Source organism: Corynebacterium sp. KPL2895, from assembly GCF_040225815.1.
Lineage (GTDB): Bacteria > Actinomycetota > Actinomycetes > Mycobacteriales > Mycobacteriaceae > Corynebacterium > Corynebacterium rhinophilum.
Genome location: NZ_JBEHFY010000008.1, coordinates 1 through 24,127, shown reverse-complemented (window position 1 = coordinate 24,127; position 24,127 = coordinate 1). Strand labels below are relative to the sequence as shown.

Here is a 24,127-nt window from a genome sequence, read left to right as displayed (position 1 = left end):
CATGGGCTAGTCTGTGAGGAATGAATCTACGGCGGAGAATGGGAGCGATACTCGCGACGGTATCGCTTGCTGCCGTGGCGGCGTGCTCGTCCCCCGAGCAGGCGGCGGATACGGTGGGGGAAGGGGCATCGGCAAGCGTGAGCGCTAAAGCCGATGCGGCGCTCACCAAAGATCTGGGCCGCGCCGTTGAGTCGTTGTCCAAGGACTATGACGCCCAGGTCGGAGTGGCCATCTCCGCCGGCGAAGAAAAAATTTCTGCGGGAGACACAGGCGATGGACCGGCTTGGTCCACCATCAAAGTGCCCATTGCCATTACGGCGCTGCAAGACGGCGCCGATCCATCCTTGGTGGATCTGGCCATCAAAGAATCCGATAATGATGCCGCGTACGCATTGTGGTCGCAGGTGCAGTGGGAAGAAGGCGTGGCCTCGGAGGCGGTGGAAAAGCTCTTGCGTGAGCACGACTCGAAGGCCTCCATTGAAGCCGATGCTTTTGGCTACTCCACCTGGCCATTGCAGGAGCAGGCGAATTTCGGCGCGCAATTGCCCTGCATCAAGGAAGCCGAATACGTCCATGAAGTATTAAATGACATCGTGGAATGGCAAAATGTTGGCCTATCCAAACATGCAAGCACCCGGGCAAAAAGCGGCTGGGGGCTCGATGAAAATAGCGATGACTACACTTTTCGCCAATTCGGCGTGCATGAAAAGGACGGCAAAAGGGTAGGAGTAGCCCTAAGCGTCATCGTCGAAGGCGAGGATTATGAAAGTGGCTCCGCCGCGATCGATCATCTTGCCGATGACGTCCTCAAGGTCATCGACAAAGCCATTGAGGATGAAAAACTAGAGCCCGATTCCACCTGCGAGGATGCTTAGCTCACCGCGGTTTGCTTTAAGTGGTAGCGGGCTGCTAGTGTCATACCCACTACCGCCCAAGGTACCTTTTGCAGGAACCTGGGTCACAAGCGGAGATTCTCCCACCCGATGCCGCGAACTTAAAGTTCGTTGGATAACGGTAAAGGTAACCAGACGTTCGTGTCTGGCTCTGTGAGATCTCCCGGCTGTCTTTGGCAGACCGGGTTAGATTCGTTTGTGGTCCACGGTAGGTGAACTCATTACCCAAAACCCTAATCGAGGAGAACCACAATCAGCGCTGAAGCTCGCATTAATGAGCGTATCCGAGTACCCGAGGTCCGTCTTGTCGGCCCCGGTGGTGAACAGGTGGGTATCGTCCGCACCGATGATGCCCGCAAGCTTGCCTATGAAGCTGACCTGGATTTGGTCGAGGTAGCTCCTAAGGCTAAGCCCCCAGTTGCCAAAATCATGGACTACGGCAAGTTCAAGTATGAGCAGGCCCAAAAGGCTCGCGAATCTCGTAAGAACCAGCAGCAGACCGTGGTGAAGGAACAGAAGTTCCGTCCGAAGATCGACGATCACGATTATGAGACCAAGAAGAGTAACGTAGTTCGCTTCCTGGAAAAGGGATCCAAGGTCAAGGTGACCATCATGTTCCGCGGCCGCGAGCAATCGCGACCGGAGCTGGGTTTCCGGCTTTTGGAGCGGTTGGCCGATGACGTCGCTGAGGTTGGCGTAGTTGAGTCCCGCCCCAAGCAGGATGGTCGCAATATGACCATGGTTTTGGGTCCGGTTCGTAAGGGCAAAAAGTAAACCATATTCCACGTAGGATTTAAGGACTTATACTCATGAAGCAGAAGACCCACAAGGGCACCGCAAAGCGCATCAAGGTGACCGGTTCCGGCAAGCTGCGCCGCGAGCAGGCAAACCGCCGCCACTTGCTGGAGGGCAAGCCTTCCAAGCGCACCCGTCGCCTCAAGGGCACCGAGTCCGTCTCCCAGCCGGACACCAAGCGCGTCAAGCGCCTGCTCGGTCGCGCCTAAAAGCGCCCAATCAACCCACATCCACCATCTCAATCAGAATTTAAGGAAGTATTACTGTGGCACGAGTAAAGCGCTCAGTTAACGCAAAGAAGAAGCGTCGCGCGATCCTGAAGTCCGCCAAGGGCTACCGTGGCCAGCGTTCCCGCCTGTACCGTAAGGCCAAGGAACAGTGGCTGCACTCTATGACTTACGCTTACCGCGACCGTCGCGCGCGTAAGTCTGAGTTCCGTAAGCTGTGGATCCAGCGCATCAACGCTGCTGCCCGCATGAACGATATCACCTACAACCGCCTCATCCACGGCCTGCGCTTGGCTGAGATCGAGGTAGACCGCAAGATCCTCGCCGAGCTTGCCGTCAACGACTTCGAGGCTTTCTCCGCACTGTGCGAGACCGCCAAGGCTGCCCTGCCTGAGGACGTCAACGCACCGAAGGCTGCGTAAGCCTTCTCAGCTACATAGCTGCTTGCCCACCCCATCACCGGTTAATCCCCGGCGTGGGGTGGGTTTCGTGCTATCTCAACGCCTGATGCTCGCCAAAGACATGCGCGCTGTGTGCTAGATTAATGAGTCTATAAAGTCAGTATTCGCAAGGAGACCGCCAAGCTATGACGAGCCCGTATAACCGTGAGCAACCAGAAGGAAACTCTGGTTCCAACCAATTCCCTGGCCAGAATCAGCCGTATTACTCCCAGGATTTCCAATCCGGTGGTTATGCGCCGCAGGGCTATCCGCAGCAACAATATGTAGCTGCAGGTAACCAGAAGTCTTGGGTTGCTACCTTGCTCCTGTGCTTCTTCTTGGGCAGCGTCGGTGCGCATAACTTCTACACCGGCCGCACCACCTATGCCATTGTGCAGTTATCGCTCAATATCATCGGCTGGTTTACCTTCTGGTTTCTGTTGGGCATCCTCTTCTGGGCCGTGCTGGGAATCTGGGTACTCGTTGAGTTCTTCATGATTCTTCTTGGTGCGGGTGATTATGACAAGGACGCGCGCGGAGTTCCCCTTCAGAAATAATCGATTGCGCCAAGGCCCTGCCGGATTTCTGGCAGGGTTTTGTCATGCCTAAGGTGCGACACGGCCAGTAATGGGACCACGGTAGGGTAGAGCCTATGAATTTAGACTTTGATTCCGCCTTTACTGAACGCACTCCGCGCATCGTCAACGCGGCGAAATTGCACCGAGCTGCTAGCCGTAAGAAGGCGAAGCAGTTCATTATCGAGGGCGAAAACGCCGTGGACGCAGCGGTGTCTACGGGTGCGGCCACGGATGTATTCGTGACGGAAAAGGCCGCGGAGCGCTTCGCGGACATCGTCACGGCCTGCGGGTATATGGATGTTTACGTCCACCCCATTACGGACAAGGCCGCAAAGCACCTGGCCGATACCGCGACAACTACGGGAATTTTTGCCCTGTGCAGTTCCTCGGTCTTGTGGTCTGCAGGAAAGATTCTCAATGGTAAACCGAATTTGATTTCGGTGCCGGTGCTTACCTCGGAGCCCGGGAACGCGGGGACGTTGATTAGGACTTCGGATGCGATGGGCGCTGATGGCGTCATTTTCGCTGGCGAGACCGTGGATCCCTTAGGTAGCAAGGTCGCCCGCGCTTCGGCCGGCTCCCTATTCCACGTCCCGGTCGCGCGCGATCCAAATATCAAAGACGTACTGGGGCAGCTGCGCCGGTCTGGCATGCAAATTGTCGCCACGGCCGCGGATGGGGAAGTAGAGCTTGCCGATGCCGACCTCACCCAACCCACCGCCTGGCTCTTTGGCAATGAAGCCCACGGACTGGGCGAGCTGCTTGAAGAGGCCGATATGCGGGTACGTATCCCGTTGCGGGGGCGCGCGGAGTCACTCAACCTTGCCACTGCGGCCAGCATTTGTTTGTACGAGTCCGCCAAGGCACAGGACCACGACTAGGCCGCATGCGCGCTTGGTCGCGGTAGAGAATGAAAAAGGGGTCCCTGGGGCTGTCCGTGTCCCGGTGACAGAGTAAGATTGCACGCGTTAGTTTTCGCGCGAGAAGAAGGTACGAAGTACGTGTCCGATACACCGCAGATCGAATTGACCGAACAGGCCCTCGGGGCCGCGGCCGATAAGGCTATCGCAGCCTTCGAAGCAGCAGAGACGCTAGAGGATCTCACCGCTGCCCGCCGCGAGCACTTAGGCGATAACGGGTATATCCCGCAAGCCCGCCAATCCCTCGGCCAAATCCCTAAGGATCAGCGCAAATCCGCCGGCAAGGCCGTGAATATGGCCCGCGGCAAGATGGAAAAGCGTTTTGCGCAGGTCAAGGAGGAATTGGAGCAGCAGGCGCGCGAGGCCCAGCTAAAGGCCGAAACCGTCGACGTGACGATTCCTACGACTCGAGCGCAAACAGGTGCACTGCACCCCATTACCTCCTTATCGGAGCGCATCGCCGATATTTTCGTTGGCATGGGGTGGGAAATCGCCGATGGTCCAGAAATCGAAGCAGAGTACTTTAACTTCGATGCCCTGAACTTCAAGCCGGATCACCCAGCGCGCACCCTGCAGGATACGTTCCATGTGGGCAAGGAAGGCTCCAAGCAGGTTCTGCGCACGCACACCTCGCCTGTTCAGGTGCGCACGATGCTCGAGCGCGATGTGCCCCTGTACATCGCCTGCCCGGGGCGCGTTTTCCGTACGGACGAGCTGGACGCTACTCACACCCCGGTATTCCACCAGGTGGAGGGCCTCGCCGTGGATAAGGGCCTGACCATGGCTCACCTGCGCGGAACGCTCGAGCACTTGGCCAAGGTGCTCTTCGGCCCCGAAACCACGACGCGCATGCGCGTTAATTATTTCCCCTTTACGGAGCCTTCTGCCGAGGTAGATGTCTGGTTCCCCAATAAAAAGGGCGGCGCCGGCTGGATCGAATGGGGCGGTTGCGGAATGGTCAATCCCAACGTGCTGCGCGCGGTAGGTGTTGATCCGGAAGAATATACGGGTTTTGCCTTCGGCATGGGCCTAGAGCGCACCCTGCAATTCCGCAATGGACTGACCGATATGCGCGACATGGTTGAAGGCGATGTCCGATTCACCCTGCCCTTTGGCGTACAGGCTTAAAACCCAGAAAGGATAGATACATCATGCTTATTTCCCAAGACTGGGTTACCCGTATCCTTGGCGCTTCCAATCCGAACTGGAGCGTGTCTGCTGCCGATATGGATTCCGGTTTCGTCCGTGTGGGCTTTGAAACCGAAGGATATGAGCCTATCCCTGAGACTACTGGTCCATTGGTCATTGGCCAGGTTGTAGAAATTGAAGAGCTCACGCAGTTCAAAAAGCCCATTCGGTACTGCCAGGTCAATGTCGGCCAGGCCAATGGCACCGGTGAATTGCAGGGCATTATCTGCGGTGCGCGCAACTTCCGGTTGCACGACTATGTCGTAGTTTCCCTGCCGGGCGCAGAGTTGCCCGGTGGCTTCAAAATCGCTGCGCGCGAAACTTATGATCACATCTCCAACGGCATGATGTGCTCCGCTGCGGAGCTGGGCTTTGGCGCGCAGGCAAACGGCATCATCGTGCTTGGTGATGAGGTCGCGGACATGGTGGGCGAAGATGCTCGTCCAATCATCGGTCTGTCCGATACCGACTTTGACGTCAATATCACCCCAGACCGCGGCTACGCACTATCTGCGCGTGGCTTAAGCCGCGAGATCGCCTCTGCCTTTGATCTGGAGTTTAAGGACGTCGCCGACGATCCAGCGGTCGCCGGAATCGATACCTCTGCTGTGCCAGCGGCCGAAGGATCGCTTCTCAATATCGATCTCCGCGAGGAAACCAAGGCGCAGCGATTTGGCGTGCGCAAGGTAAGCGGCATCGATCCGCAGGCACGCACTCCTTTTTGGATGGAACGCGAACTCATGCTGTCCGGCCAGCGCAGCGTCAATGTGGCAACGGATGTGACCAACTACGTCATGTTGCTTTTGGGCGCCCCGATGCATGCCTTCGATGCCAATGAAATCGCGGGCGACCTTACGGTGCGCAATGCACAAGAAGGCGAGAAGTTCGAGACCCTCGATCACGTCACTCGCGAACTTTCTGGTGAAGACGTGGTCATCTGTGATGACAACGGCATTCAATCCCTAGCCGGCGTTATGGGCGGTACGAGTTCAGAGATTTCTGACCAGACCACCGATGTCTACTTCGAGTCCGCAATCTGGGATCCCATCACCGTGGCTCGTACCTCTCGCCGACACAAGCTTTCTTCTGAGGCATCGCGCCGGTTTGAGCGCGGCGTCGATCCGGCTATCGTCGAGGTGGCCCTCGACATAGCGTGTGCATTGTTGCACTCCATCGCGGGCGGAACGATTGAAAAGGGTCGCACCCTCGTCGGTGAGGTAACTCAGCCACAGGCCATCCATTTGCGTGCGGAAAAGGCGAGCGAATACGCCGGCGTGGAGTACTCCCGCGAGACCGTTATCTCCCGCCTAGAAGAGGTCGGTTGCTCCGTCGAAGCAGAATCGGATTCGGTACTTAAAGTCACACCCGCGACCTGGCGCACCGATATTTCCATGGACGTTGACCTCATCGAGGAGGTCTTGCGCCTTGAAGGCTTGGAAGATATCCCCACCGTTCTGCCCACGCCGGCAGGCGGTCGCGGTTTGACCCCAGCGCAAAAGCGTCGCCGCGCCATCGGCCACGGTTTGGCCTACGCCGGTTACGCAGAGGTATTGCCCACGCCGTTTATCGCGAACGACACCTTTGATGTGTGGGGCCTTGCCGCCGACGATGCCCGTCGCAATACCGTGGCAGTGCAGAACCCGTTGGAGTCTGACAAAGCCATCTTGGCCACGACCTTGCTTCCCGCAACGCTTGAGGCTTTGGGCCGCAACGTAGCTCGCGGCCGCAAGGATCTGGCGCTCTATGGCCTCCAGCAGGTGGCATTCAAGCGCGCAGAATCGTCTCCTATGCCCTCCGTAGCCCAGCGCCCTGGCGATGAAGTTGTGGAAGAACTCCTGCGCACGCTTCCGGAGCAGCCCTTGCACGTGGCAACCGTCGCTACGGGCAAGATGGAACACGAGGGCCCGTGGGGCGAAGGCCGCGATTACACCTATGCGGATGCCATTGAATCCGCACGTCTGGTTGCTCGCGCCGCGGGCCTTGATATCGAGGTCGAGGCCGCGCAACACCTGCCGTGGCACCCAGGCCGGTGTGCCGCAATCAAGGTGGCAGGAACAGATGACATCGTGGGCTACGCCGGCGAATTGCACCCCCAGGTTCTTGAGGCGCTCAGCTTGCCGCCGCGCACGTGCGCGATGGAGCTTAATATCACGGCCTTGCCGCTGACTGAACACTTCCCGGCGCCGGTATTGTCGGCATTCCCAGCCTTACACCAAGACATCGCGCTGGTGGTGGATGAAGATATCCCAGCGGAAAAGGTGCGCGCCACGGTGGAAGAGGGAGCCGGCGATCTCATCGAGTCGGTCGACCTTTTTGATATCTTCCGCGGCGAGCAATTGGGTGAAGGAAAGAAGTCCTTGGCCTTCCAGCTGCAATTCCGCGCTGCGGACCGTACCTTGACCGATGAGGAGGTCAACGAGCACCGCACGACGGCAGCCGAATTGGCCAAGCAGCGCTTCGGCGCAGAAATGCGAGCATAGGGCAGACCCAGTAGTCCAGCCCTTTGCATTAAACGGCGGAGATCCTGAGCTCGGTGGCGCAAAAGCCACTTGGGCGCTGGGCCTTCGCCGTTCTGCGTTTTCATGCAATGTACTAATTACTTTCATGCCCTTTGACCTCGGAAAAGTAACCCGATTCACTGAATAACATACAGCGGAGCGTATTTCTTGCTATAGTTCCGGGTATGACGATTTCAGTAGCAGTGGCAGGGGCCACAGGGTACGCCGGCGGAGAGATTTTGCGCCTGTTGCTATCCCACCCTGCCTATCACTCCGGTGACCTGCGCATTGGTTCCTTGACGGGAAATTCCCAAGTAGGCCAGCGCGTCGCAGAAATTATGCCGCATCTTCCACAACTGGCAGATCGCGTCATTGCTGACACCACGCCCGAAGAACTTGCAGGACACGACGTCGTCTTTTTGGGCTTGCCGCATGGACACTCGGCGCGGCTCGCGGAGCAATTGGGCGATGAGGTCACGATCATCGATTGCGCCGCCGACTTTCGGCTCCGTAAGGAAAGCGATTGGAAAGCCTATTACGGCGGGAACTATGCGGGGCAGTGGCCGTACGGTATCCCGGAAATCCCGGAAAACAGGTCAAACCTTAAAGGCACAAACCGGGTAGCCGTGCCCGGATGTTTCCCCACGGCCATTACCCTGGGGGCACTGCCCGCTATTGCGCGAGGGCTAGTGGAATCCACCCTTTCCGTGATTGCTGTTACCGGCGTCTCCGGAGCGGGAAAGAAGGCTTCCGTCGCGCAATTGGGCGCAGAGACCATGGGAAACGTCAAGGCCTATAAACCAGGCGGCACCCATCGGCATACCCCGGAAATCGTGCAGAACCTGCAACCGTTTTCCCACGATGAGGTGTCCGTGAGTTTTACCCCGGTGCTTGCGCCCATGCCCCGTGGGATTCTGGCGACGATTACGGCGGAGTTGAAAGGGGGTATCGGCAAGCAGCAGGTGCGCACCGCATTCGAGGAATTCTATGCCGATGAACCTTTCTGCCTCGTGCTGCCAGAAGGCCAGCAACCGGAAACCCAGAACGTGGTGGGCACAAACATGGTGCATATCCAAGCCCATGTTGATGAAAATTCCCACCGCCTCATCATCACCGCGGCGCTAGACAATTTGTGCAAGGGTACCGCCGGTGCCGCCGTGCAATGTATGAACCTTGCGCTGGGATGGACAGAAACTTTGGGATTGCCCCAAGCCGCAGTCGCCCCGTAGGGCTGCGCATTACTTAGAGGAGAATTTGATGACTACACCAGGAATCACAGGACCCGCCGGATTTAGCGCCGGCGCGGTAAAGGCCGGAATCAAGCCCTCCGGAAAAGCGGATTTGGCTTTGCTTGTAAACGAGGGCCCTCGCTCGGACGCGGCGGCGGTGTTCACGCGCAACCGCGTGGTGGCTTCCCCCGTTAAGGTCTCCCGCGAGGCCGTAGCGGATGGCCAGTTGCGTGCCGTAGTCATCAACTCCGGCAATGCCAATGCGTGCAATGGCGCGCAAGGCGATGCCGATGCGCGCGCCATGGTGGACGCCGTATCTCATAGCACGGATATTGCCGTGAAGGATATTGCCATTTGTTCTACCGGGCTCATCGGTGAGCCGCTACCTATGGACAATGCGCTTGCAGGCATCGCGGATGTCATAAACCACGCGGGTACGACTCCACAGCACGGCAATGACGCAGCTACAGCCATTATGACCACGGACACCGTTCCCAAGGAATCCGGTTTTGCTGGCGATGGATGGTCCGTGGGCGCTATGGGCAAGGGCGTTGGCATGATGGCGCCTTCGCTGGCCACGATGTTGGTGTGCATTACTACTGATGCCGTCGCTGACGCGGCGATCCTGCGAAGCTCGCTGGAAAAGGCCTGCGCACAGACTTTTAATACCTTGGATGTGGACGGTTCAACCTCTACCAATGACACCGTGATCGTCATGGCTTCTGGGGCCTCCGGCGTGCAGCCCAGCGAAGAAGAGTTGGACCAGGCAATCCTAGAGGTCTGCGCGGATATTGCAGATCAGCTTCAAGCCGATGCTGAGGGAGTGACAAAGCGCGTAAAGATCACCGTCGAAGGCACGGGCTCTGATGAGCAGGCGCTCAATGCCGCTCGCACCCTGGGCCGGGATAATTTATTCAAGTGCGCCATGTTCGGCTCCGATCCCAACTGGGGCAGGGTACTGGCCGCCGTCGGCATGGCAGATGCAGACATGGACCCAGACAATATCTCCGTCTACTTCAATGACCAGCCGGTATGTGTGCACTCGACGGGCGCGCCTGGAGCCCGCGATGTGGACTTGAGCGGAGCGGATATCGATGTCCGCGTGGATCTCGGTGCGGGTGGCGAGGGCACGGCGTTCGTTCGCACTACGGACCTGTCCTACTCCTACGTTGAGATCAATTCGGCGTATAGCTCCTAGGAGGAGAAATGTTTCCCGGACTGAATAATCAAGAACGCGCTACGGTGCTGGCTGAAGCCCTGCCGTGGCTGCAACACTTCCGCGATAAAATCGTCGTCGTCAAGTATGGTGGCAACGCCATGGTGGATGAGGAACTCAAGGAAGCCTTTGCGGCGGATATGGTGTTTCTGCGCACCATCGGAGCAAAGCCCGTTGTCGTCCACGGCGGTGGCCCGCAGATCAATTCCATGCTGGATAAGCTCGGCATCGAAGGCGAATTTAAGGGCGGTTTCCGCGTCACCTCGCCCGAAATCATGGACGTGGTGCGGATGGTCCTTTTTGGCCAAGTCGGCCGCGGATTGGTGAATCTCATTAACTCGCACGGGCCCTACGCCGTGGGCACAAGTGGCGAAGACGCTGGGCTTTTCCGCGCCACCAAGCGGTTTGTGGACGTAGAAGGGGAAGCAACCGATATCGGGATGGTGGGCGATATCGTGGAGGTCAACCCGGCAGCCGTCAATGACATCATCGAAGCTGGCCGCATCCCGGTGGTCTCAACTATCGCGCCAGGAACCGATGGCGAGGTGTATAACATCAACGCCGATAGCGCCGCGGGTGCGCTAGCGAGCGCACTGGGAGCAGAACGCCTTGTCATCTTGACCAACGTGGAAGGCCTTTATACCGACTGGCCGAATAAAGACTCCCTAGTCTCCAAAATCGAAAGCGATGAGCTTAGCGGACTGCTTCCCGGCCTGAGCTCCGGCATGATTCCCAAAATGGAATCCTGTCTCAATGCCGTGCAGGGCGGAGTATCCGCCGCGCACGTTATCGACGGCCGAATAGGCCATTCCGTGCTCCTTGAGCTTTTAACCCCAGGCGGCATTGGAACGATGGTCCTGCCCGATGATTACGAAAAGCACGATTATCCCGAAGGCACAGTGTTCAGGAAGGACGATATCGCATGAGCACGCAAGAAACATTAACCGGCCGGTGGTCAGAAACGCTGGCCAATACCTATGGCCAGCCGCCACTCGGGCTGGTCTCCGGGGAGGGGTCCACGCTTACCGATGAAAACGGGAAAACCTACATTGACCTGCTGGCCGGCATCGCCGTGAATTCCTTGGGCTATGGCAATGCGGAGGTAGCAGATGCTGTTGCCAAGCAAAGCCGCACCCTTGTGCATACCTCCAATCTTTTTGCCACCCAACCCGTGCTCGACGCCGGGGCAAAGCTGATTGAGCGGGTAGGCGATAGCGACGCGCGCGTATTTTTCTGCAACTCCGGCTCAGAGGCTAACGAGGCGGCATTCAAGCTCGCACGGCTCACGGGTAGGCGGCGTATCCTTGCTGCGCACCATGGTTTTCACGGGCGCACGATGGGCTCTTTGGCCATGACTGGGCAGCCCGATAAGCAAAAGGCATTCCGTCCACTGCCTAGCGGCGTGGAATTTTACCCTTACGGCGATATCGACTACCTGCGCCAGTTGGTGGAGCAAGATGCCGCGGATACCGCCGCCATTATCTTCGAGCCTATTCAGGGCGAGACCGGAGTCATTCCTGCCCCTGCCGGGTTTATGCGGGCGGTTTCTGATTTATGCGATGAACACGGCATTTTGCTGATCGTCGATGAGGTCCAAGCCGGAGCAGGGCGCACGGGGCAGTTCTTTGCCCACGAGCTCGAAGATATTTCCCCCGATGTCATCACCATGGCCAAGGGGCTGGGCGCCGGACTGCCCATCGGCGCCACCATCACCCGCGGGCGCGCCAAAGATCTGTTCCAGCCAGGTTCCCACGGGACCACCTTTGGCGGAAACCCCGTGGCGTGTGCCGCGGCCAATGTTGTCCTTGATGCCCTCGATGAGAAATTCTTGAATGAGGTCTGCGCAAAGGGCGAGGATTTAACGCAGCAAGTCAAGAAGATTTCCGGGGTCAGCGACGTGCGCGGCCGCGGTCTTATGCTAGGTGTTGTATTAAATGCACCGGTGGCTCGCGAGGCCGTCAAGCGTGGATTTGAGCAGGGGATTATCCTCAATGCGCCGAGCGAGAACGTCTTGCGCCTTACCCCGCCACTGGTCATTTCCCAGCAGGAAATTGATATTGCCCTAGAAAAGCTACGCACCGTTGTGGAGGAATTAGTATGAACTTGCGCCATTTCTTAGCCGATGATGACCTCAGCCCGGAGGAACAAAAAGAAGTCCTCGATCTCGCGGTTAAGCTCAAGGCCGATCCGTTTGCGCGGCGCCCTCTGGAGGGACCAAAGACGGTAGCCGTCCTCTTTGATAAGACATCTACGCGCACCCGCTTTTCTTTTGAAACCGGAATTGCGCATATGGGCGGCAGCGCCATTACCGTTGATTCTTCGGGCACACAGATGGGCAAGGGCGAGTCCTACCAGGATACGGGCGCGGTCTTGTCCCGCTACGTGGAGGCCATCGTCTGGCGCACCTATGCCCACGACAACCTGGAACAGATGGCGGAGACATCCACGGTTCCGTTGGTCAATGCTCTTTCCGATGACCTGCATCCCTGCCAAATCTTGGCCGATCTTCTGACCTGCCGGGAAAACTTTGGCGATCTTGCTGGCCGCAAGGCGGTCTACCTTGGGGATGGCAATAATAATATGGCCAATTCTTATATGCTTGGCTTTGCTACCGCTGGCATGGATATTTCCATCATTTCGCCGGAAGGGTTCCAGCCTCGTCCCGAATTTGTCGAGCGCGCACGGCAGCGCGGCAACGTCACGGTTACCGATGACGTTGCGGAAGTAGCCGGCGCCGATGTAGTCATAACGGATACCTGGGTGTCTATGGGCCAGGAAAACGATGGGCAGGATAGGCGCACTCCGTTTTTGCCCTATCAGGTCTCTAAAGATGTGATGGCAAAGGCAAAGCAGGACGCGATTTTCTTGCACTGCCTGCCGGCCTATCGTGGCAACGAGGTGACCGCAGAGGTCATCGACGGGCCGCAATCCCGAGTATTCGATGAGGCGGAAAACCGCCTGCATGCCCAAAAGGCACTGCTGGTGTGGCTGCTCGATATTAATAAGGAGAACCGTTAGCGATGAGCACCCCGAGCACTCGAACTGCCCGGCAGGCAAAGATCTTGGAAATTTTGGATCGCAATCGCGTCACGAGCCAGGTGCAATTATCGGAGCTCTTGTTGGCAGAAGGCATCGATATCACGCAGGCCACGCTGTCGCGGGATCTTGATGAGCTGGGAGCGAAGAAGGTCAAGCGAGACGGTGGGCGCTCGTACTATATGGTCGCGGGCGAGCTGGAACAATTCGAAGATCAGGTGGGCGGACCGCGCGAGAAGCTGCGGCGCATGTTGGATGAATTGGTGGTCTCCCACGATTCTTCGATGAATATCGCGATGTTGCGCACGCCGGCGGGAGCAGCGCAGTACCTCGCCAGCTTTATCGATCGCGTGGGCCTGCACGATGTAGTGGGGTGCATCGCCGGTGATGACACCATCTTTGTGCTGGCACGCGAGGGGGTTACCGGTGCGGAATTGGCGGAAAGGCTGAAGGCGCAGAAGATTTAAAGAATAGTGGCATTCTCGCACCCGCTCGTATATTATTTAACTAACCGAATTTTTTTCAATTATTGAAGGAGTCTTAGCATGTCTGCACGCGTAGTCTTGGCCTATTCCGGTGGCCTCGATACCTCGGTAGCCATTCCATACCTGGCAAAGATGACCGGCGGCGACGTTGTCGCCGTCTCCCTTGACTTGGGTCAGGGCGGCGAGGATATGGAGTCCGTACGCCAGCGCGCGCTCGATTGCGGTGCGGTGGAGTCCATCGTTATCGATACCAAAGATGAGTTTGCGGAGCAATACTGCGTGCCCACCATTAAGGCGAATGGCATGTACATGAAGCAGTACCCGCTGGTATCTGCCATTTCCCGCCCGCTTATTACCAAGCACCTCGTGAAGGCAGCGCAGGAGCACGGTGGAACGCACGTTTCTCACGGTTGTACCGGTAAGGGCAATGACCAGGTGCGCTTTGAGCTGTCCTTCCGCGCCCAGGATCCATCGCTAGAGATCGTCGCCCCAGCGCGCGATTATGCATGGACCCGCGATAAGGCCATCGATTTTGCAGAAGAGATTAACCTGCCCATTGAGCAATCGGCGGCCTCGCCATTTTCCATCGACCAGAACCTGTGGGGCCGTGCGGTAGAAACCGGCTTCCTGGAGGATTTGTGGAACCCGCCGACAAAGGATCTCTACGCATATACGGAAGACCCGGGCCTGGGCAATGCTCCGGATGAAATCATCATTTCCTTTGAGAAGGGCGTTCCGGTTGCGGTCGATGGCAAGAAGCTGACCCCGCTGCAGGTCATCGAAGAGGTCAACCGCCGCGCTGGCGCCCAGGGCATTGGCCGCCTGGACATGGTAGAGGACCGGTTGGTGGGCATTAAGTCCCGCGAGGTCTACGAGGCACCGGGCGCCATGGTGCTCATCCAGGCCCACGAGGCGCTGGAGGATGTCACCGTGGAGCGCGAGCTGGCACGCTACAAGCGCCTGACGGATGCACGGTGGTCCGAGGAGGTTTACGACGGCCTGTGGCACTCGCCGCTCAAGCGTTCTCTGGATGCCTTCATCGAGGAGTCCCAGGAGAACGTCACCGGCGATATCCGCCTGAGCCTGCACGCAGGTACCGCGACCGTCACCGGCCGCCGCTCCGGACAGTCGCTGTATTCCTTCGATTTGGCTACCTACGACACCGGCGATACCTTCGACCAGACCGCTGCAAAGGGCTTTGTCCAGTTGCACGGCTTGTCCACCCAGATTTCCAACCAGCGTGACCGCGAGGGTGGTTTCCCCACCAGCGCAGAAAAATAGGCACTGATGGAACCACACAAGACTAACGAAGGCGCGCTTTGGGGCGGCCGGTTCTCCGGCGGCCCTTCCGAAGCAATGTTCGCTCTCTCGGTTTCGACCCATTTTGACTGGGTGCTTGCCCCTTACGACGTACTCGCCTCGAAGGCGCATGCCAAGGTGCTGCACAAGGCAGGGCTGCTTTCCGATGCCGACCTCGACACCATGCTTTCCGGGCTCACCGAGCTCGGGGAGAAGGTAGCTTCGGGCGAATTTGTGCCAGCACCCACCGATGAAGACGTGCACGGCGCCATGGAGCGTGGCCTCATCGACATCGTCGGGCCTGAGGTAGGCGGCCGCCTGCGCGCGGGACGTTCCCGCAATGACCAAGTTGCCACGCTCTTTCGGATGTGGGTGCGCGATGCCATTCGCGATACGGCCCTGCAGGTCTCCGAGCTTGTTGATGCCCTAGAGGACCAAGCCGCAGCGCACCCCGAAGCCATCATGCCTGGTAAAACGCACTCCCAGGCCGCACAGCCCATCTTGCTAGCGCACGAATTATTGGGTCACGCCCAACCGCTGCTGCGCGATATTCAGCGCCTGCAGGACTTGGATAAGCGGCTAGCCGTATCTCCCTACGGCTCGGGCGCACTCGCAGGTTCCTCCCTGCAGCTTGACCCAGAAGCCATCGCCACAGAGCTCGGATTCGATTCCGCAGCGGAAAACTCCCTGGATGGCACCGCGTCTCGCGATTTCGCCTCGGAAACGGCCTTTGTGCTGGCGCAGATCGCAGTGGACATGTCCCGGCTGGCAGAAGAGATCATCTACTGGTGTACCCCGGAGTACGGCTACGTTACCTTGGATGATGCGTGGTCTACGGGCTCATCCATCATGCCGCAAAAGAAGAACCCGGATATCCCGGAACTTACCCGCGGCAAGACTGGTCGCCTAATTGGCAATCTCACTGGGTTGCTATCCACGCTCAAGGCACAGCCGCTGGCTTATAACCGCGACCTGCAAGAGGACAAAGAACCCATTGTGGACTCGGTGGCACAGCTCAACCTATTGTTGCCATCGATGACCGGGCTCGTGTCCACCCTGTCCTTTAATGAGGACAGGATGCGCGAGTTGGCGCCACGCGGATTCACCTTGGCCACCGACCTAGCCGAGTGGATGGTTCGCCAAGGCGTGCCCTTCCGCGAAGCACACGAGGCTTCCGGCGCGTGCGTACGCATCGCCGAAGAGCGGGGAGTGGACCTGGTGGATCTCACTGACGAGGAACTTAGGGGCGTCGACAAGCGGCTGACCCCAGAGGTGCGTGAGGTCCTGACCATTGATGGTGCGGTCGCTTCCCGCACAACCAAGGGCGGGACCGCCGGCGTCCGCGTTGCTGAGCAGCGCGAAACCGTCCGCGAACATGCTGCCTCGGCGCGTAAGTGGGCCACCAAGCCAGTGCGCACGCAGAACTAGAGGGGCGACAGACAAGGCCCCTGGCTTATCTAGAAGATAAAAATGCCCTCATCAATGAGAGGACGGCATTCCATGAGACGTTGCGGGTTGGCCCTTTATGCCGCCTGCGACGTTGTGCAACGTGATGCTGCGCCGTTCGGCATCCTCGGCGAAAGCTGAGATGAAGCTGGCCGAGCGCTTGCCGGAGGCGCAGTACACCCACGCTTCGCTAAGCCCCTCGGCCTGCAGGGAATCGAGCAAGCTGCGCGCTGCCTCTGGATCTTCCAGCCACACGGAGGTTGGTAAGTGGTAATGCTTGGCGGTGGAGTCAAAAAAGAAATCATCAATTACGGCTTCACTGATTTCGCGCACATCGATGGCCGCGGCGCCATCGCGCAGATCGTCGAACATCGCGGAAGCGACATCAGCAGCCTCCGGCACGGCACAGGCAGCGCCACCGTAGTCATGCTGCAGCTGGGTGGTTAGTTCGCGTGCTGGGTCGCGGGGCACGCGGAAGTGGTCGATGGAGGCGGTTAGTGCATTGTAGATGCTTAGCAGGCCCACCCGCTCGCGGTTCATGCCCGTTGCGAACTGGATCAGCTCGGTGGACATCAGGCCCGCGACCACGCTGGTGGTCACACCCAGCACGCCGGCGGTGGCGCAATCCGGGACGGAATCGGGGTCGGGCTGCAGGGGATAGAGGTCGCGCATGCCCACGCCCGACTCGGCGCCGGGCCCGGACCACCACACTGCGCAGTCGCCACGGAAACGCAGCACAGAGCCCCATACCAGCGGGGTGCCGGTGATTTCCGCGGCATCGGCTGCTAGGAATTTGGTGGTAAACGTATCGGAACCATCCACCAGGATGTCCACCCCTCGGAGGTAGTCCACGGCATTGTCAGCAGTAAGTCGGTCGCGAATCGCATGCACCACGATGCCGGGCTGCAGTTGCTGAAGCTTTTCGGCTGCGACCTCCACCTTGGGCCTTCCCACATCGTGGGCGCCAAATAGAATCTGGCGGTGGATATTGGTTAAATCCACCGTGTCGTCGTCGATCACCGAGATCTCACCAACACCGGCCGCAGCCAGCTGCTGCATCAGGGGACAGCCCAAACCACCAGCGCCGATGACGAAGACGTGGGTGGAGTGCAGCGCCTCTTGCTGGGCGATGCCGAAGCCAGGCAACAGCGTTTGGCGGGCAACCCTGTGCAACTCTTCGCGGGGCAGTTGGCTCATTACAGGACCTTGTCTTCCCAGCTAGCCAAGCCTGCAAACGATGACGATGCTACGGCGTGCTGTCGCTTTGGAATGCGGCCGGCTTGGCGGGCCAACCGGCCGCCTTCCACGGCGTATTTCATTGCAGTGGCCATTGCCAGGGGATCCTGGCAGCGGTTGATAGCGCTGGCGAGGAGAACGCCGTCGCAGCCCAGCTCCATAGCCAGTGCAGCATCGGAAGCCGTGCCCACACCGGCATCCAGCAGTACGGGCACGTGGGTACGCGAACAGATCAGCTCAATATTGTGCGGATTCAGGATGCCCAGGCCCGTGCCGATGGGCGAGCCCAAAGGCATCACCGCATCCACGCCGACGTCTTCTAGCCGCTTGGCGATGATCGGATCGTCGCTCGTATATGCCAACACCACGAATCCTTCGGCAACCAGCATCTCGCACGCATCTACGAGCTCCACCACGTCCGGCAGAAGTGTGCGGTCATCCGCGATAACCTCGACCTTCACCCAATTGGTGCCCAGCGCCTCGCGGGCTAGCTTGGCTGTAGTTACGGCATCGCGGGCGGTGCGGCACCCAGCAGTGTTGGGCAGTACGTCAATGTTCAACCGCTGTAAGAGCTCGAAGATGGAATCCCCACTGGAGCTTGTGGCACTGTGCCGACGCATGGCCACCGTGGTGAGGTCGGTACCGCTGGCAACCAGGGACTGTTCCAACATAGCCTGGCTGCTGGCACCGCCGGTTCCCATTACTAGGTGCGAATCGAATTGTTTATCCGCGATAGAAAGCATGGTTAAAGCTCCTAACCGCCCTGCACGGCGGTGAGGATATCCAGCACGTCGCCGTGGGTGACTTCATAAGACCAGTTGCTGGCTGGAACGACATCGCCATTGACGGCTACGGCCACGCCTTTCGGCGCGGCATCGCCAGTTTCTGCTTCTACGACGGCGGTCACGGTGATGTGCCTATCGCTGCTGCGGGGTTCTCCATTAACCGTGTATTCCATGGTGAGTTTTCCTTTCTTTTATGGTTATCGGGCGTGGCGTAGTGGATCGCAGGCCGAGATGTCCAACCCCGGGGACGTACCTAGCCCCAACTGGGCACCTACCTTAGCCCCGAAGGCGGACAACAGAATTCCGTGGCGGAAGTATCCGGTAGAGACCACTAGCCCGTCGCGAACTTTGCCCAGGTAGGGAAGGTCATCGGGGGTGCCAGGCCGGGCTCCAACGATCGCTTCGATGAATTCGCATTCCTCCAGCCCAGGAACCACCCGGATGGCATCGCGCAGCAGTGTGTACACACCGTCTACGGTGGGCCCCTTGCGGTTGTCTTCGCGGCTGGTCGCCCCGACGGCGATGGTGCCATCGGTGCGGGGGATGACATACACCGGCCGGTCCTCCACGAATGCGCGCACCACTCGGGTGAGCGGTTCGCCGCTGGTGTGCACTAGTTCTTCCGGTACCCGCAGCCGCAACATGTCGCCGTACACCGGCCGAAGTGCCAGGGGATTGGCGCCCTCGAACCAGCCGTCCACCTCCTTGGACCCCAGCCCGTTGCAGAGGTAGATCATGTCGGCGGTGAGTCCCCGGGCATCGGCAAGCTGCACATTTTGCCCGTCGATGCGCGTTGCTGCAGTGGACATAAATCGAACCCCCGCCCGCTGTAGGTACTCCAAAAGGCACGCGCTGAACATGCGCGGGTTGATTTGATGATCGCCCGGGATTTCCACCGCGGCCGCCAGCTGGGGACTTAGGCCCGGTTCTAGCTTTCGGGCTTGCCGTAGTGGCAGCGCGTGGGCATCCATGCCGTGTTTCTGCTGCAGCGCCAGAAGCTCGCGGACGTGCACGCCATCGGCGCGGTCGGCGCCCACCACCAAGGTGGATTCACTACGGTGCCCGGTTGGTGCGGTGGTTTTCGCCCCCAACCTGGCCAGCAGGTCAGGGAACATCTCTCCCGAAGCCTCCATCAGCGGGTACAGCGGTTCTTGCCGGTATTGCACCTCCGCAACCGGAGCCAGCATGCCACCGGCCACGAATGTGGCACCGCTGATGGGCTGGGGATCTACCACTAGGATTTTCTGCGGGTCCACGCCCGCCTCCAGCAGCTCGAATGCGGTGGTCAGCCCGATGATTCCCGCTCCAATGATGGCGTGCTCGGCATTATTCATGAGAACCGTTTGCTGGGGCCGTATTTGCCCGATCGAAGGCATCGACAACCGTGGTTGCCAGCGCAGCTGGATCATCGGAGTCCATAAAAGCACGCACAATCGCCACTCCAGCCACACCGGTTTTGGCCAGTGCTTCTGCGTCGGTGGCCCGCACGTCTCCAATAGCCACCACCGGAACTGCCGATGCACTCACGAGTGGGGGATAACCTTCCAATCCCAGTGGGGTGCGGCCGGAGGACTTCGTCGGCGTGGGGCGGAAGGGGCCGGCTCCGATGTAGTCGATCACATCGGCGTATTCGTTAGCAGCCTGTACGAGCTCGAGGGTGCCCGTAGTCAGCCCGATGATCGCATCCTCGCCAAGGATTCGCCGCGCCAGGCGCGGGTCCAGATCGTCCTGGCCGATGTGCACGCCGTGGATATGGTGTTCGCCCATCAGGGCGGCCGCTACGTCCACTCGGTCATCGATAAGCACTCGCGTTGCCGGATTGGCTTTTTCTACTGCTGCGGCAACGTCGATGGCCAGGGCGGTCAAATCGCGCACGCTGATGGGCTTGCTGCGAACTTGAATCACGCCCGCACCACCTGCCGCTGCTGCCGCGGCAACCTGTACGACCTTTTCCTGCGGTGCGCCCGTGACGTGGTAGCACCGCAGGTCCAGTAGGTTAGCGCTCACTGTACGCGGCTGCTTCCTTTTCCAAGTCCTCGGCTACTTCCTTGGCCTCGCTGCGGTTCAGGTACAGCTTGGAACCCGCGCGGCGGAATTCTTCGGCCATTTCTTCTTCGCCTTCGGCATTAGTGACACCCGCTTCGTCCACGCTCTGGCGGCCGAAGCCCGGCAAGCCGAGGTCCTTGACCAGCGATTGCTCGTGGTCGGTGGCCAGAGCCTCATCGATCTTCTCGCCGAATGCGTCGCGGATGTCCTGGCTAATGCGCATGGAGCAGAACTTGGGTCCACACATCGAGCAGAAGTGGGCGGTCTTTGCCGGCTCCGCAGGCAGGGTTTCGTCGTGGTAGGACTGAGCGGTATCCGGATCCAGGGACAGGGCGAACTGGTCGTGCCAGCGGAACTCGAAGCGCGCCTTGCTCATCGCATCGTCCCATTCGTGGGCGCCGGGGTGGCCCTTGGCGACGTCCGCGGCGTGCGCCGAGACCTTGTAGGTGATCACGCCGGTCTTCACGTCGTCCTTATTCGGCAGGCCGAGGTGCTCCTTCGGGGTGACGTAGCACAGCATTGCGGTACCACCCATGGCGATATTGGCCGCACCGATGGCGGAGGTAATGTGGTCGTAGCCGGGAGCGATATCGGTAACCAGCGGTCCCAGGGTGTAGAACGGTGCACCGCCGCACCATTCCTGCTCCTTTTCGTTGTTGACCTGCACCATGTTTAGCGGCACATGGCCCGGGCCTTCGACCATCACCTGCACGTCGTATTCCCACGCGCGGTGGGTCAGCTCGCCGATGGTCTTTAGCTCGGCGAACTGGGCTGCGTCGTTGGCGTCGGCGATAGAACCTGGGCGTAAGCCATCACCGAGTGAGAACGCGACGTCGTATTTGGCGAAGATCTCGCACAGCTCGTCGAAGTTCTCATAGAGGAAAGATTCCTTGTGGTGTGCCAGGCACCAGCCAGCCATGATGGAACCGCCGCGGGAGACGATGCCGGTCACGCGCTTGGTGGTCAGCGGCACGAAGGGCAGGCGCACGCCGGCGTGGATCGTCATGTAGTCCACACCCTGCTCACACTGCTCGATCACGGTATCGCGGAAGATTTCCCAGGTCAGATCCTCGGCGACGCCGTCGACCTTCTCGAGTGCTTGGTAGATCGGCACGGTACCAATCGGCACCGGAGAGTTGCGCATGATCCACTCGCGGGTGGTGTGAATGTCGTTACCGGTGGATAGATCCATCACGGTATCTGCGCCCCAGCGGGTAGCCCAGCGCAGCTTGTCTACCTCTTCGCGGATCGAGGAAGTCACGGCGGAGTTACCGATGTTGGCGTTGATCTTCGTGTTGAAGGCATTGCCGATGATCATCGGCTCGGACTCCGGGTGGTTGATGTTGTTCGGGATGATCGCTTTACCGGAGGCAACCTGCTCGCGCACCTTTTCTACGTCGCAGTGCTCGCGCAGTGCGACGTATTCCATCTCCGGGGTGATAACACCCTGGCGGGCGTAGTGCATCTGGGTGACGCGCTTTCCTTCCTTGGCCCGCAGCGTTTCGCGGCTGACGCCCTTCCACTCGTCGCTGGCTTCGCCACGCTTGAGGGCGCGGTTACCGTCGTCCAGCAAGTTGCGACGACGCCCCTCGTAGGCCTCCACATCTCCGCGGGCTTCGATCCACTCGCTGCGCAGGGCCTCTAGGCCTTCGGTTGGCTCGGCCCACGGACCGCGGGTGCGGTAGAGCTTCTGCGGTGCGTTCGGGCCGGTCGGGGAATCGTCCAGCTGCACCTCGGTCTCCGGCACCTGCAGGGTGAAGGTCTTGCCGAAGGATTCCACCTGCTTTTCGATGGGGGCGAAGCTGTGCTTCGGGTGGATTTCCGCACCGTACTCGTCGTTCGGAATGGTGGTACGGGTGTGTTGGGTAGACGTATCCGTCATAGTTGACTCTCCTCATTCTTCCTTCGCTGGTTCTAACCAGGCAGGTTCTAGCGGTACTCGCGCGGGCATACAGCGCGATCTCAGCTCGATACCTCGAGCGCCCGTGTTCGGTTGCACCTTCCACTGTAACGCACACCACCAGAGAGTGAAGTTATGGGCTAGGTGGTTGACCGAGGAGGCATCGGCAAGCAACACCAGGGAGTCACTCGGTGAGATGTCCGGGGCAGGGGCTAAACTAAGCAGCATGATTGATCAGAAGCTCCTAGAGATCCTCGTGTGCCCAATCGACAGGCAACCGCTGGAGGATCACGGTGACTATTTGGTGAACCCCAGGCTGAACAAGGCCTATCCGGTGCAGGATGGCATCCCGGTGCTGCTGGTCGACGAGGCCACGGACTGGCCCGGCGAGTACCACCCATTGGCTGCGGATAAGTAGAACCGCACGCCCTGCAAAGAAATAACCCCAAAAAAGAACAAATATTAGGGAGCAAAGGGAACACCTTCGTATGAGCAACACCACGAACATCATCGACGAACTGCAATGGCGCGGGCTGATCAACCAGTCCACGGACTTGGAGGCGCTGAAGGAAGCCACAGAGAACCCGATCAGCTTGTACTGCGGTTTCGATCCGACGGGCAGCTCGCTGCATGCGGGCCACCTGGTGCCGCTGATTATGCTGAAGCGTTTTCAGCAATTCGGTCACCGTCCAATCGCGTTGGCCGGTGGAGCGACGGGAATGATTGGTGACCCGCGCGATGTCGGCGAGCGCTCCATGCTCTCGGAAGAGCAGATCGCAGAGAACATGCAGGCAATCAAGACTCAACTTGAGGCTTTCGTGGACTTCACCGATTCGGGCGAGGTTGCAAGCCCGGCAGTGATGGTCAATAACGCCGACTGGACCAGTCAGATCAACGTCATTGAATACCTGCGCGACATTGGTAAGAACTTCTCGCTCAACACCATGCTGGACCGCGATACCGTTAAGCGGCGCTTGGAATCCGACGGTATTTCTTACACCGAGTTTTCCTACATGCTGCTGCAGGCTAACGACTTTGCGCACCTGCACAACGAGTACGACTGCGTACTGCAGATTGGCGGTGGCGACCAGTGGGGCAACATCGTTTCCGGCGTGGATCTCAACCGCCGCGTAAACGGTGCGAAGGTGCACGGCCTGACGGTACCGCTGGTGACAGATGCCGAGGGCAATAAGTTTGGCAAATCCACCGGCGGCGGCAAACTGTGGCTAGATCCAGAGCTGACCAGCCCGTACTCCTGGTACCAATACTTCATCAATGCCGGTGATGCCGTTGTTATCGATTACCTGCGTTGGTTTACCTTCCTAAACCAAGAAGAGATCGCGGAGCTGGAGCGCAAGGTAGAGCAGGAACCCCACAAGCGTGAGGCGCAACGCGTGTTGGCGCGGGAGATGACCACCTTGGTGCACGGCGCGCAGGCAACCGAAGCAGTGGAGCTGGCTTCCCAGGCACTGTTCGGCAGGGCAGAACTGCAGGATCTGGACGAGTCCACGCTGTCTTCTGCGTTGCAGGAAACCGAGGTGGTTGAGGTCAGCACGCGGGCCACCATCCTGGACTTGTTGGTTGAGTCGGGATTGGAGAAATCAAAGGGTGCCGCGCGCCGCACTGTGGGTGAAGGTGGCGCGTACGTGAATAACCAGCGCATCGAGGACATCGAGTGGTCCCCGTCTTCCCAAGACCTGCTGCATGGCTCTTGGCTGGTGTTGCGTAAGGGCAAGAAGCGTTTCGCCGGGGCACGGGTTGTGAATCCTTCCTAGTGATGGCGCCCTAGCTGTTAACTGATCCCTTGGTAATTGCGGTTTTACGCTTTTGCCAGGGGATTTGTGCGTTTCTTGGAGTGGGGTGTAGGTTTATCCAAGTCGCCGAGAGGTAGCCGGTTGGTTACTTTTTAG

General features: G+C 59.2%; 24 protein-coding genes. 18 read left to right on the top strand and 6 right to left on the bottom strand.

Annotated elements, in window-relative coordinates; all coding sequences use genetic code 11:
• Positions 1-38 precede the first annotated feature (38 nt).
• From ABRP95_RS04960 to argH, 16 genes are all read left to right on the top strand, one after another.
• Positions 39-875, top strand: coding sequence for a serine hydrolase (locus ABRP95_RS04960; protein ID WP_349839042.1), 837 nt, complete (start codon positions 39-41; stop codon positions 873-875).
• Positions 876-1,145: 270 nt separating this feature from the next.
• Positions 1,146-1,667, top strand: a complete 522-nt coding sequence (gene infC / locus ABRP95_RS04955) for a translation initiation factor IF-3 (protein WP_081443661.1) — start codon at positions 1,146-1,148, stop codon at positions 1,665-1,667.
• 35 nt (positions 1,668-1,702) lie between these two features.
• Positions 1,703-1,897: a 50S ribosomal protein L35 gene (gene rpmI, locus ABRP95_RS04950; protein WP_239269865.1), complete on the top strand. Its 195-nt coding sequence runs from the start codon at positions 1,703-1,705 to the stop codon at positions 1,895-1,897.
• A gap of 56 nt (positions 1,898-1,953) precedes the next feature.
• Complete coding sequence (rplT, locus tag ABRP95_RS04945) at positions 1,954-2,337, top strand: 50S ribosomal protein L20 (protein WP_023017886.1); 384 nt, start codon at positions 1,954-1,956, stop codon at positions 2,335-2,337.
• Between the two features lie 164 nt (positions 2,338-2,501).
• Positions 2,502-2,912, top strand: a complete 411-nt coding sequence (locus tag ABRP95_RS04940) for a TM2 domain-containing protein (protein WP_284850233.1) — start codon at positions 2,502-2,504, stop codon at positions 2,910-2,912.
• 95 nt (positions 2,913-3,007) lie between these two features.
• Positions 3,008-3,814, top strand: coding sequence for a TrmH family RNA methyltransferase (locus ABRP95_RS04935; RefSeq protein WP_284853738.1), 807 nt, complete (start codon positions 3,008-3,010; stop codon positions 3,812-3,814).
• A gap of 120 nt (positions 3,815-3,934) precedes the next feature.
• On the top strand, positions 3,935-4,981 hold the full coding sequence (pheS, locus tag ABRP95_RS04930) for a phenylalanine--tRNA ligase subunit alpha (RefSeq protein ID WP_284770492.1): 1,047 nt from the start codon (positions 3,935-3,937) through the stop codon (positions 4,979-4,981).
• Between the two features lie 23 nt (positions 4,982-5,004).
• Positions 5,005-7,521, top strand: a complete 2,517-nt coding sequence (pheT, locus tag ABRP95_RS04925) for a phenylalanine--tRNA ligase subunit beta (RefSeq protein ID WP_349839041.1) — start codon at positions 5,005-5,007, stop codon at positions 7,519-7,521.
• 203 nt (positions 7,522-7,724) lie between these two features.
• Positions 7,725-8,768 carry an N-acetyl-gamma-glutamyl-phosphate reductase gene (gene argC, locus ABRP95_RS04920; protein WP_349839040.1) on the top strand — a complete coding sequence of 348 codons (1,044 nt, stop codon included), beginning with the start codon at positions 7,725-7,727 and terminating at the stop codon, positions 8,766-8,768.
• Positions 8,769-8,796: 28 nt separating this feature from the next.
• The gene (gene argJ / locus ABRP95_RS04915) at positions 8,797-9,966 is read left to right on the top strand and encodes a bifunctional glutamate N-acetyltransferase/amino-acid acetyltransferase ArgJ (RefSeq protein WP_349839039.1); all 1,170 of its coding nucleotides are present in this window, start codon (positions 8,797-8,799) and stop codon (positions 9,964-9,966) included.
• A gap of 8 nt (positions 9,967-9,974) precedes the next feature.
• Positions 9,975-10,910 carry an acetylglutamate kinase gene (argB, locus tag ABRP95_RS04910; protein WP_284850228.1) on the top strand — a complete coding sequence of 312 codons (936 nt, stop codon included), beginning with the start codon at positions 9,975-9,977 and terminating at the stop codon, positions 10,908-10,910.
• Positions 10,907-12,085 carry an acetylornithine transaminase gene (locus ABRP95_RS04905; RefSeq protein WP_284850227.1) on the top strand — a complete coding sequence of 393 codons (1,179 nt, stop codon included), beginning with the start codon at positions 10,907-10,909 and terminating at the stop codon, positions 12,083-12,085. Before argB ends, ABRP95_RS04905 begins: the two co-directional genes overlap by 4 nt.
• The gene (gene argF / locus ABRP95_RS04900; RefSeq protein ID WP_284850226.1) at positions 12,082-13,002 is read left to right on the top strand and encodes an ornithine carbamoyltransferase; all 921 of its coding nucleotides are present in this window, start codon (positions 12,082-12,084) and stop codon (positions 13,000-13,002) included. Before ABRP95_RS04905 ends, argF begins: the two co-directional genes overlap by 4 nt.
• Before the next feature lie 2 nt (positions 13,003-13,004).
• On the top strand, positions 13,005-13,487 hold the full coding sequence (locus ABRP95_RS04895; protein ID WP_284770485.1) for an arginine repressor: 483 nt from the start codon (positions 13,005-13,007) through the stop codon (positions 13,485-13,487).
• Between the two features lie 78 nt (positions 13,488-13,565).
• Complete coding sequence (locus ABRP95_RS04890; RefSeq protein ID WP_349839038.1) at positions 13,566-14,786, top strand: argininosuccinate synthase; 1,221 nt, start codon at positions 13,566-13,568, stop codon at positions 14,784-14,786.
• Positions 14,787-14,792: 6 nt separating this feature from the next.
• Positions 14,793-16,232, top strand: a complete 1,440-nt coding sequence (argH, locus tag ABRP95_RS04885) for an argininosuccinate lyase (protein WP_349839037.1) — start codon at positions 14,793-14,795, stop codon at positions 16,230-16,232.
• Between the two features lie 51 nt (positions 16,233-16,283).
• Here argH and ABRP95_RS04880 read toward each other — a convergent pair whose 3' ends face one another.
• Genes ABRP95_RS04880 through thiC form a run of 6 tightly spaced genes read right to left on the bottom strand, consistent with a single transcriptional unit; the run spans position 16,284 to position 22,199 of the window.
• A complete protein-coding gene (locus tag ABRP95_RS04880) occupies positions 16,284-17,447 on the bottom strand; it encodes a ThiF family adenylyltransferase (protein ID WP_349839036.1) in 1,164 nt (387 codons plus the stop codon).
• A complete protein-coding gene (locus tag ABRP95_RS04875) occupies positions 17,447-18,229 on the bottom strand; it encodes a thiazole synthase (RefSeq protein ID WP_349839035.1) in 783 nt (260 codons plus the stop codon). Before ABRP95_RS04875 ends, ABRP95_RS04880 begins: the two co-directional genes overlap by 1 nt.
• Before the next feature lie 11 nt (positions 18,230-18,240).
• A complete protein-coding gene (gene thiS / locus ABRP95_RS04870) occupies positions 18,241-18,444 on the bottom strand; it encodes a sulfur carrier protein ThiS (RefSeq protein ID WP_349839034.1) in 204 nt (67 codons plus the stop codon).
• A 24-nt stretch (positions 18,445-18,468) separates the two neighbouring features.
• Positions 18,469-19,605 carry a glycine oxidase ThiO gene (gene thiO, locus ABRP95_RS04865; RefSeq protein ID WP_349839033.1) on the bottom strand — a complete coding sequence of 379 codons (1,137 nt, stop codon included), beginning with the start codon at positions 19,603-19,605 and terminating at the stop codon, positions 18,469-18,471.
• Positions 19,598-20,278 carry a thiamine phosphate synthase gene (locus ABRP95_RS04860; protein WP_349839032.1) on the bottom strand — a complete coding sequence of 227 codons (681 nt, stop codon included), beginning with the start codon at positions 20,276-20,278 and terminating at the stop codon, positions 19,598-19,600. Before ABRP95_RS04860 ends, thiO begins: the two co-directional genes overlap by 8 nt.
• Complete coding sequence (gene thiC / locus ABRP95_RS04855; RefSeq protein ID WP_349839031.1) at positions 20,268-22,199, bottom strand: phosphomethylpyrimidine synthase ThiC; 1,932 nt, start codon at positions 22,197-22,199, stop codon at positions 20,268-20,270. Before thiC ends, ABRP95_RS04860 begins: the two co-directional genes overlap by 11 nt.
• Positions 22,200-22,443: 244 nt before the next feature.
• On the opposite strand from thiC, the gene ABRP95_RS04850 reads away from it, so the two are divergent.
• Both ABRP95_RS04850 and tyrS read left to right on the top strand, forming a co-directional pair.
• On the top strand, positions 22,444-22,635 hold the full coding sequence (locus tag ABRP95_RS04850) for a Trm112 family protein (protein WP_284850219.1): 192 nt from the start codon (positions 22,444-22,446) through the stop codon (positions 22,633-22,635).
• Between the two features lie 70 nt (positions 22,636-22,705).
• Positions 22,706-23,992 (top strand): tyrosine--tRNA ligase, encoded by a 1,287-nt coding sequence (gene tyrS / locus ABRP95_RS04845; RefSeq protein WP_349839030.1) that lies wholly within the window; start codon positions 22,706-22,708, stop codon positions 23,990-23,992.
• Positions 23,993-24,127: the final 135 nt, after the last annotated feature.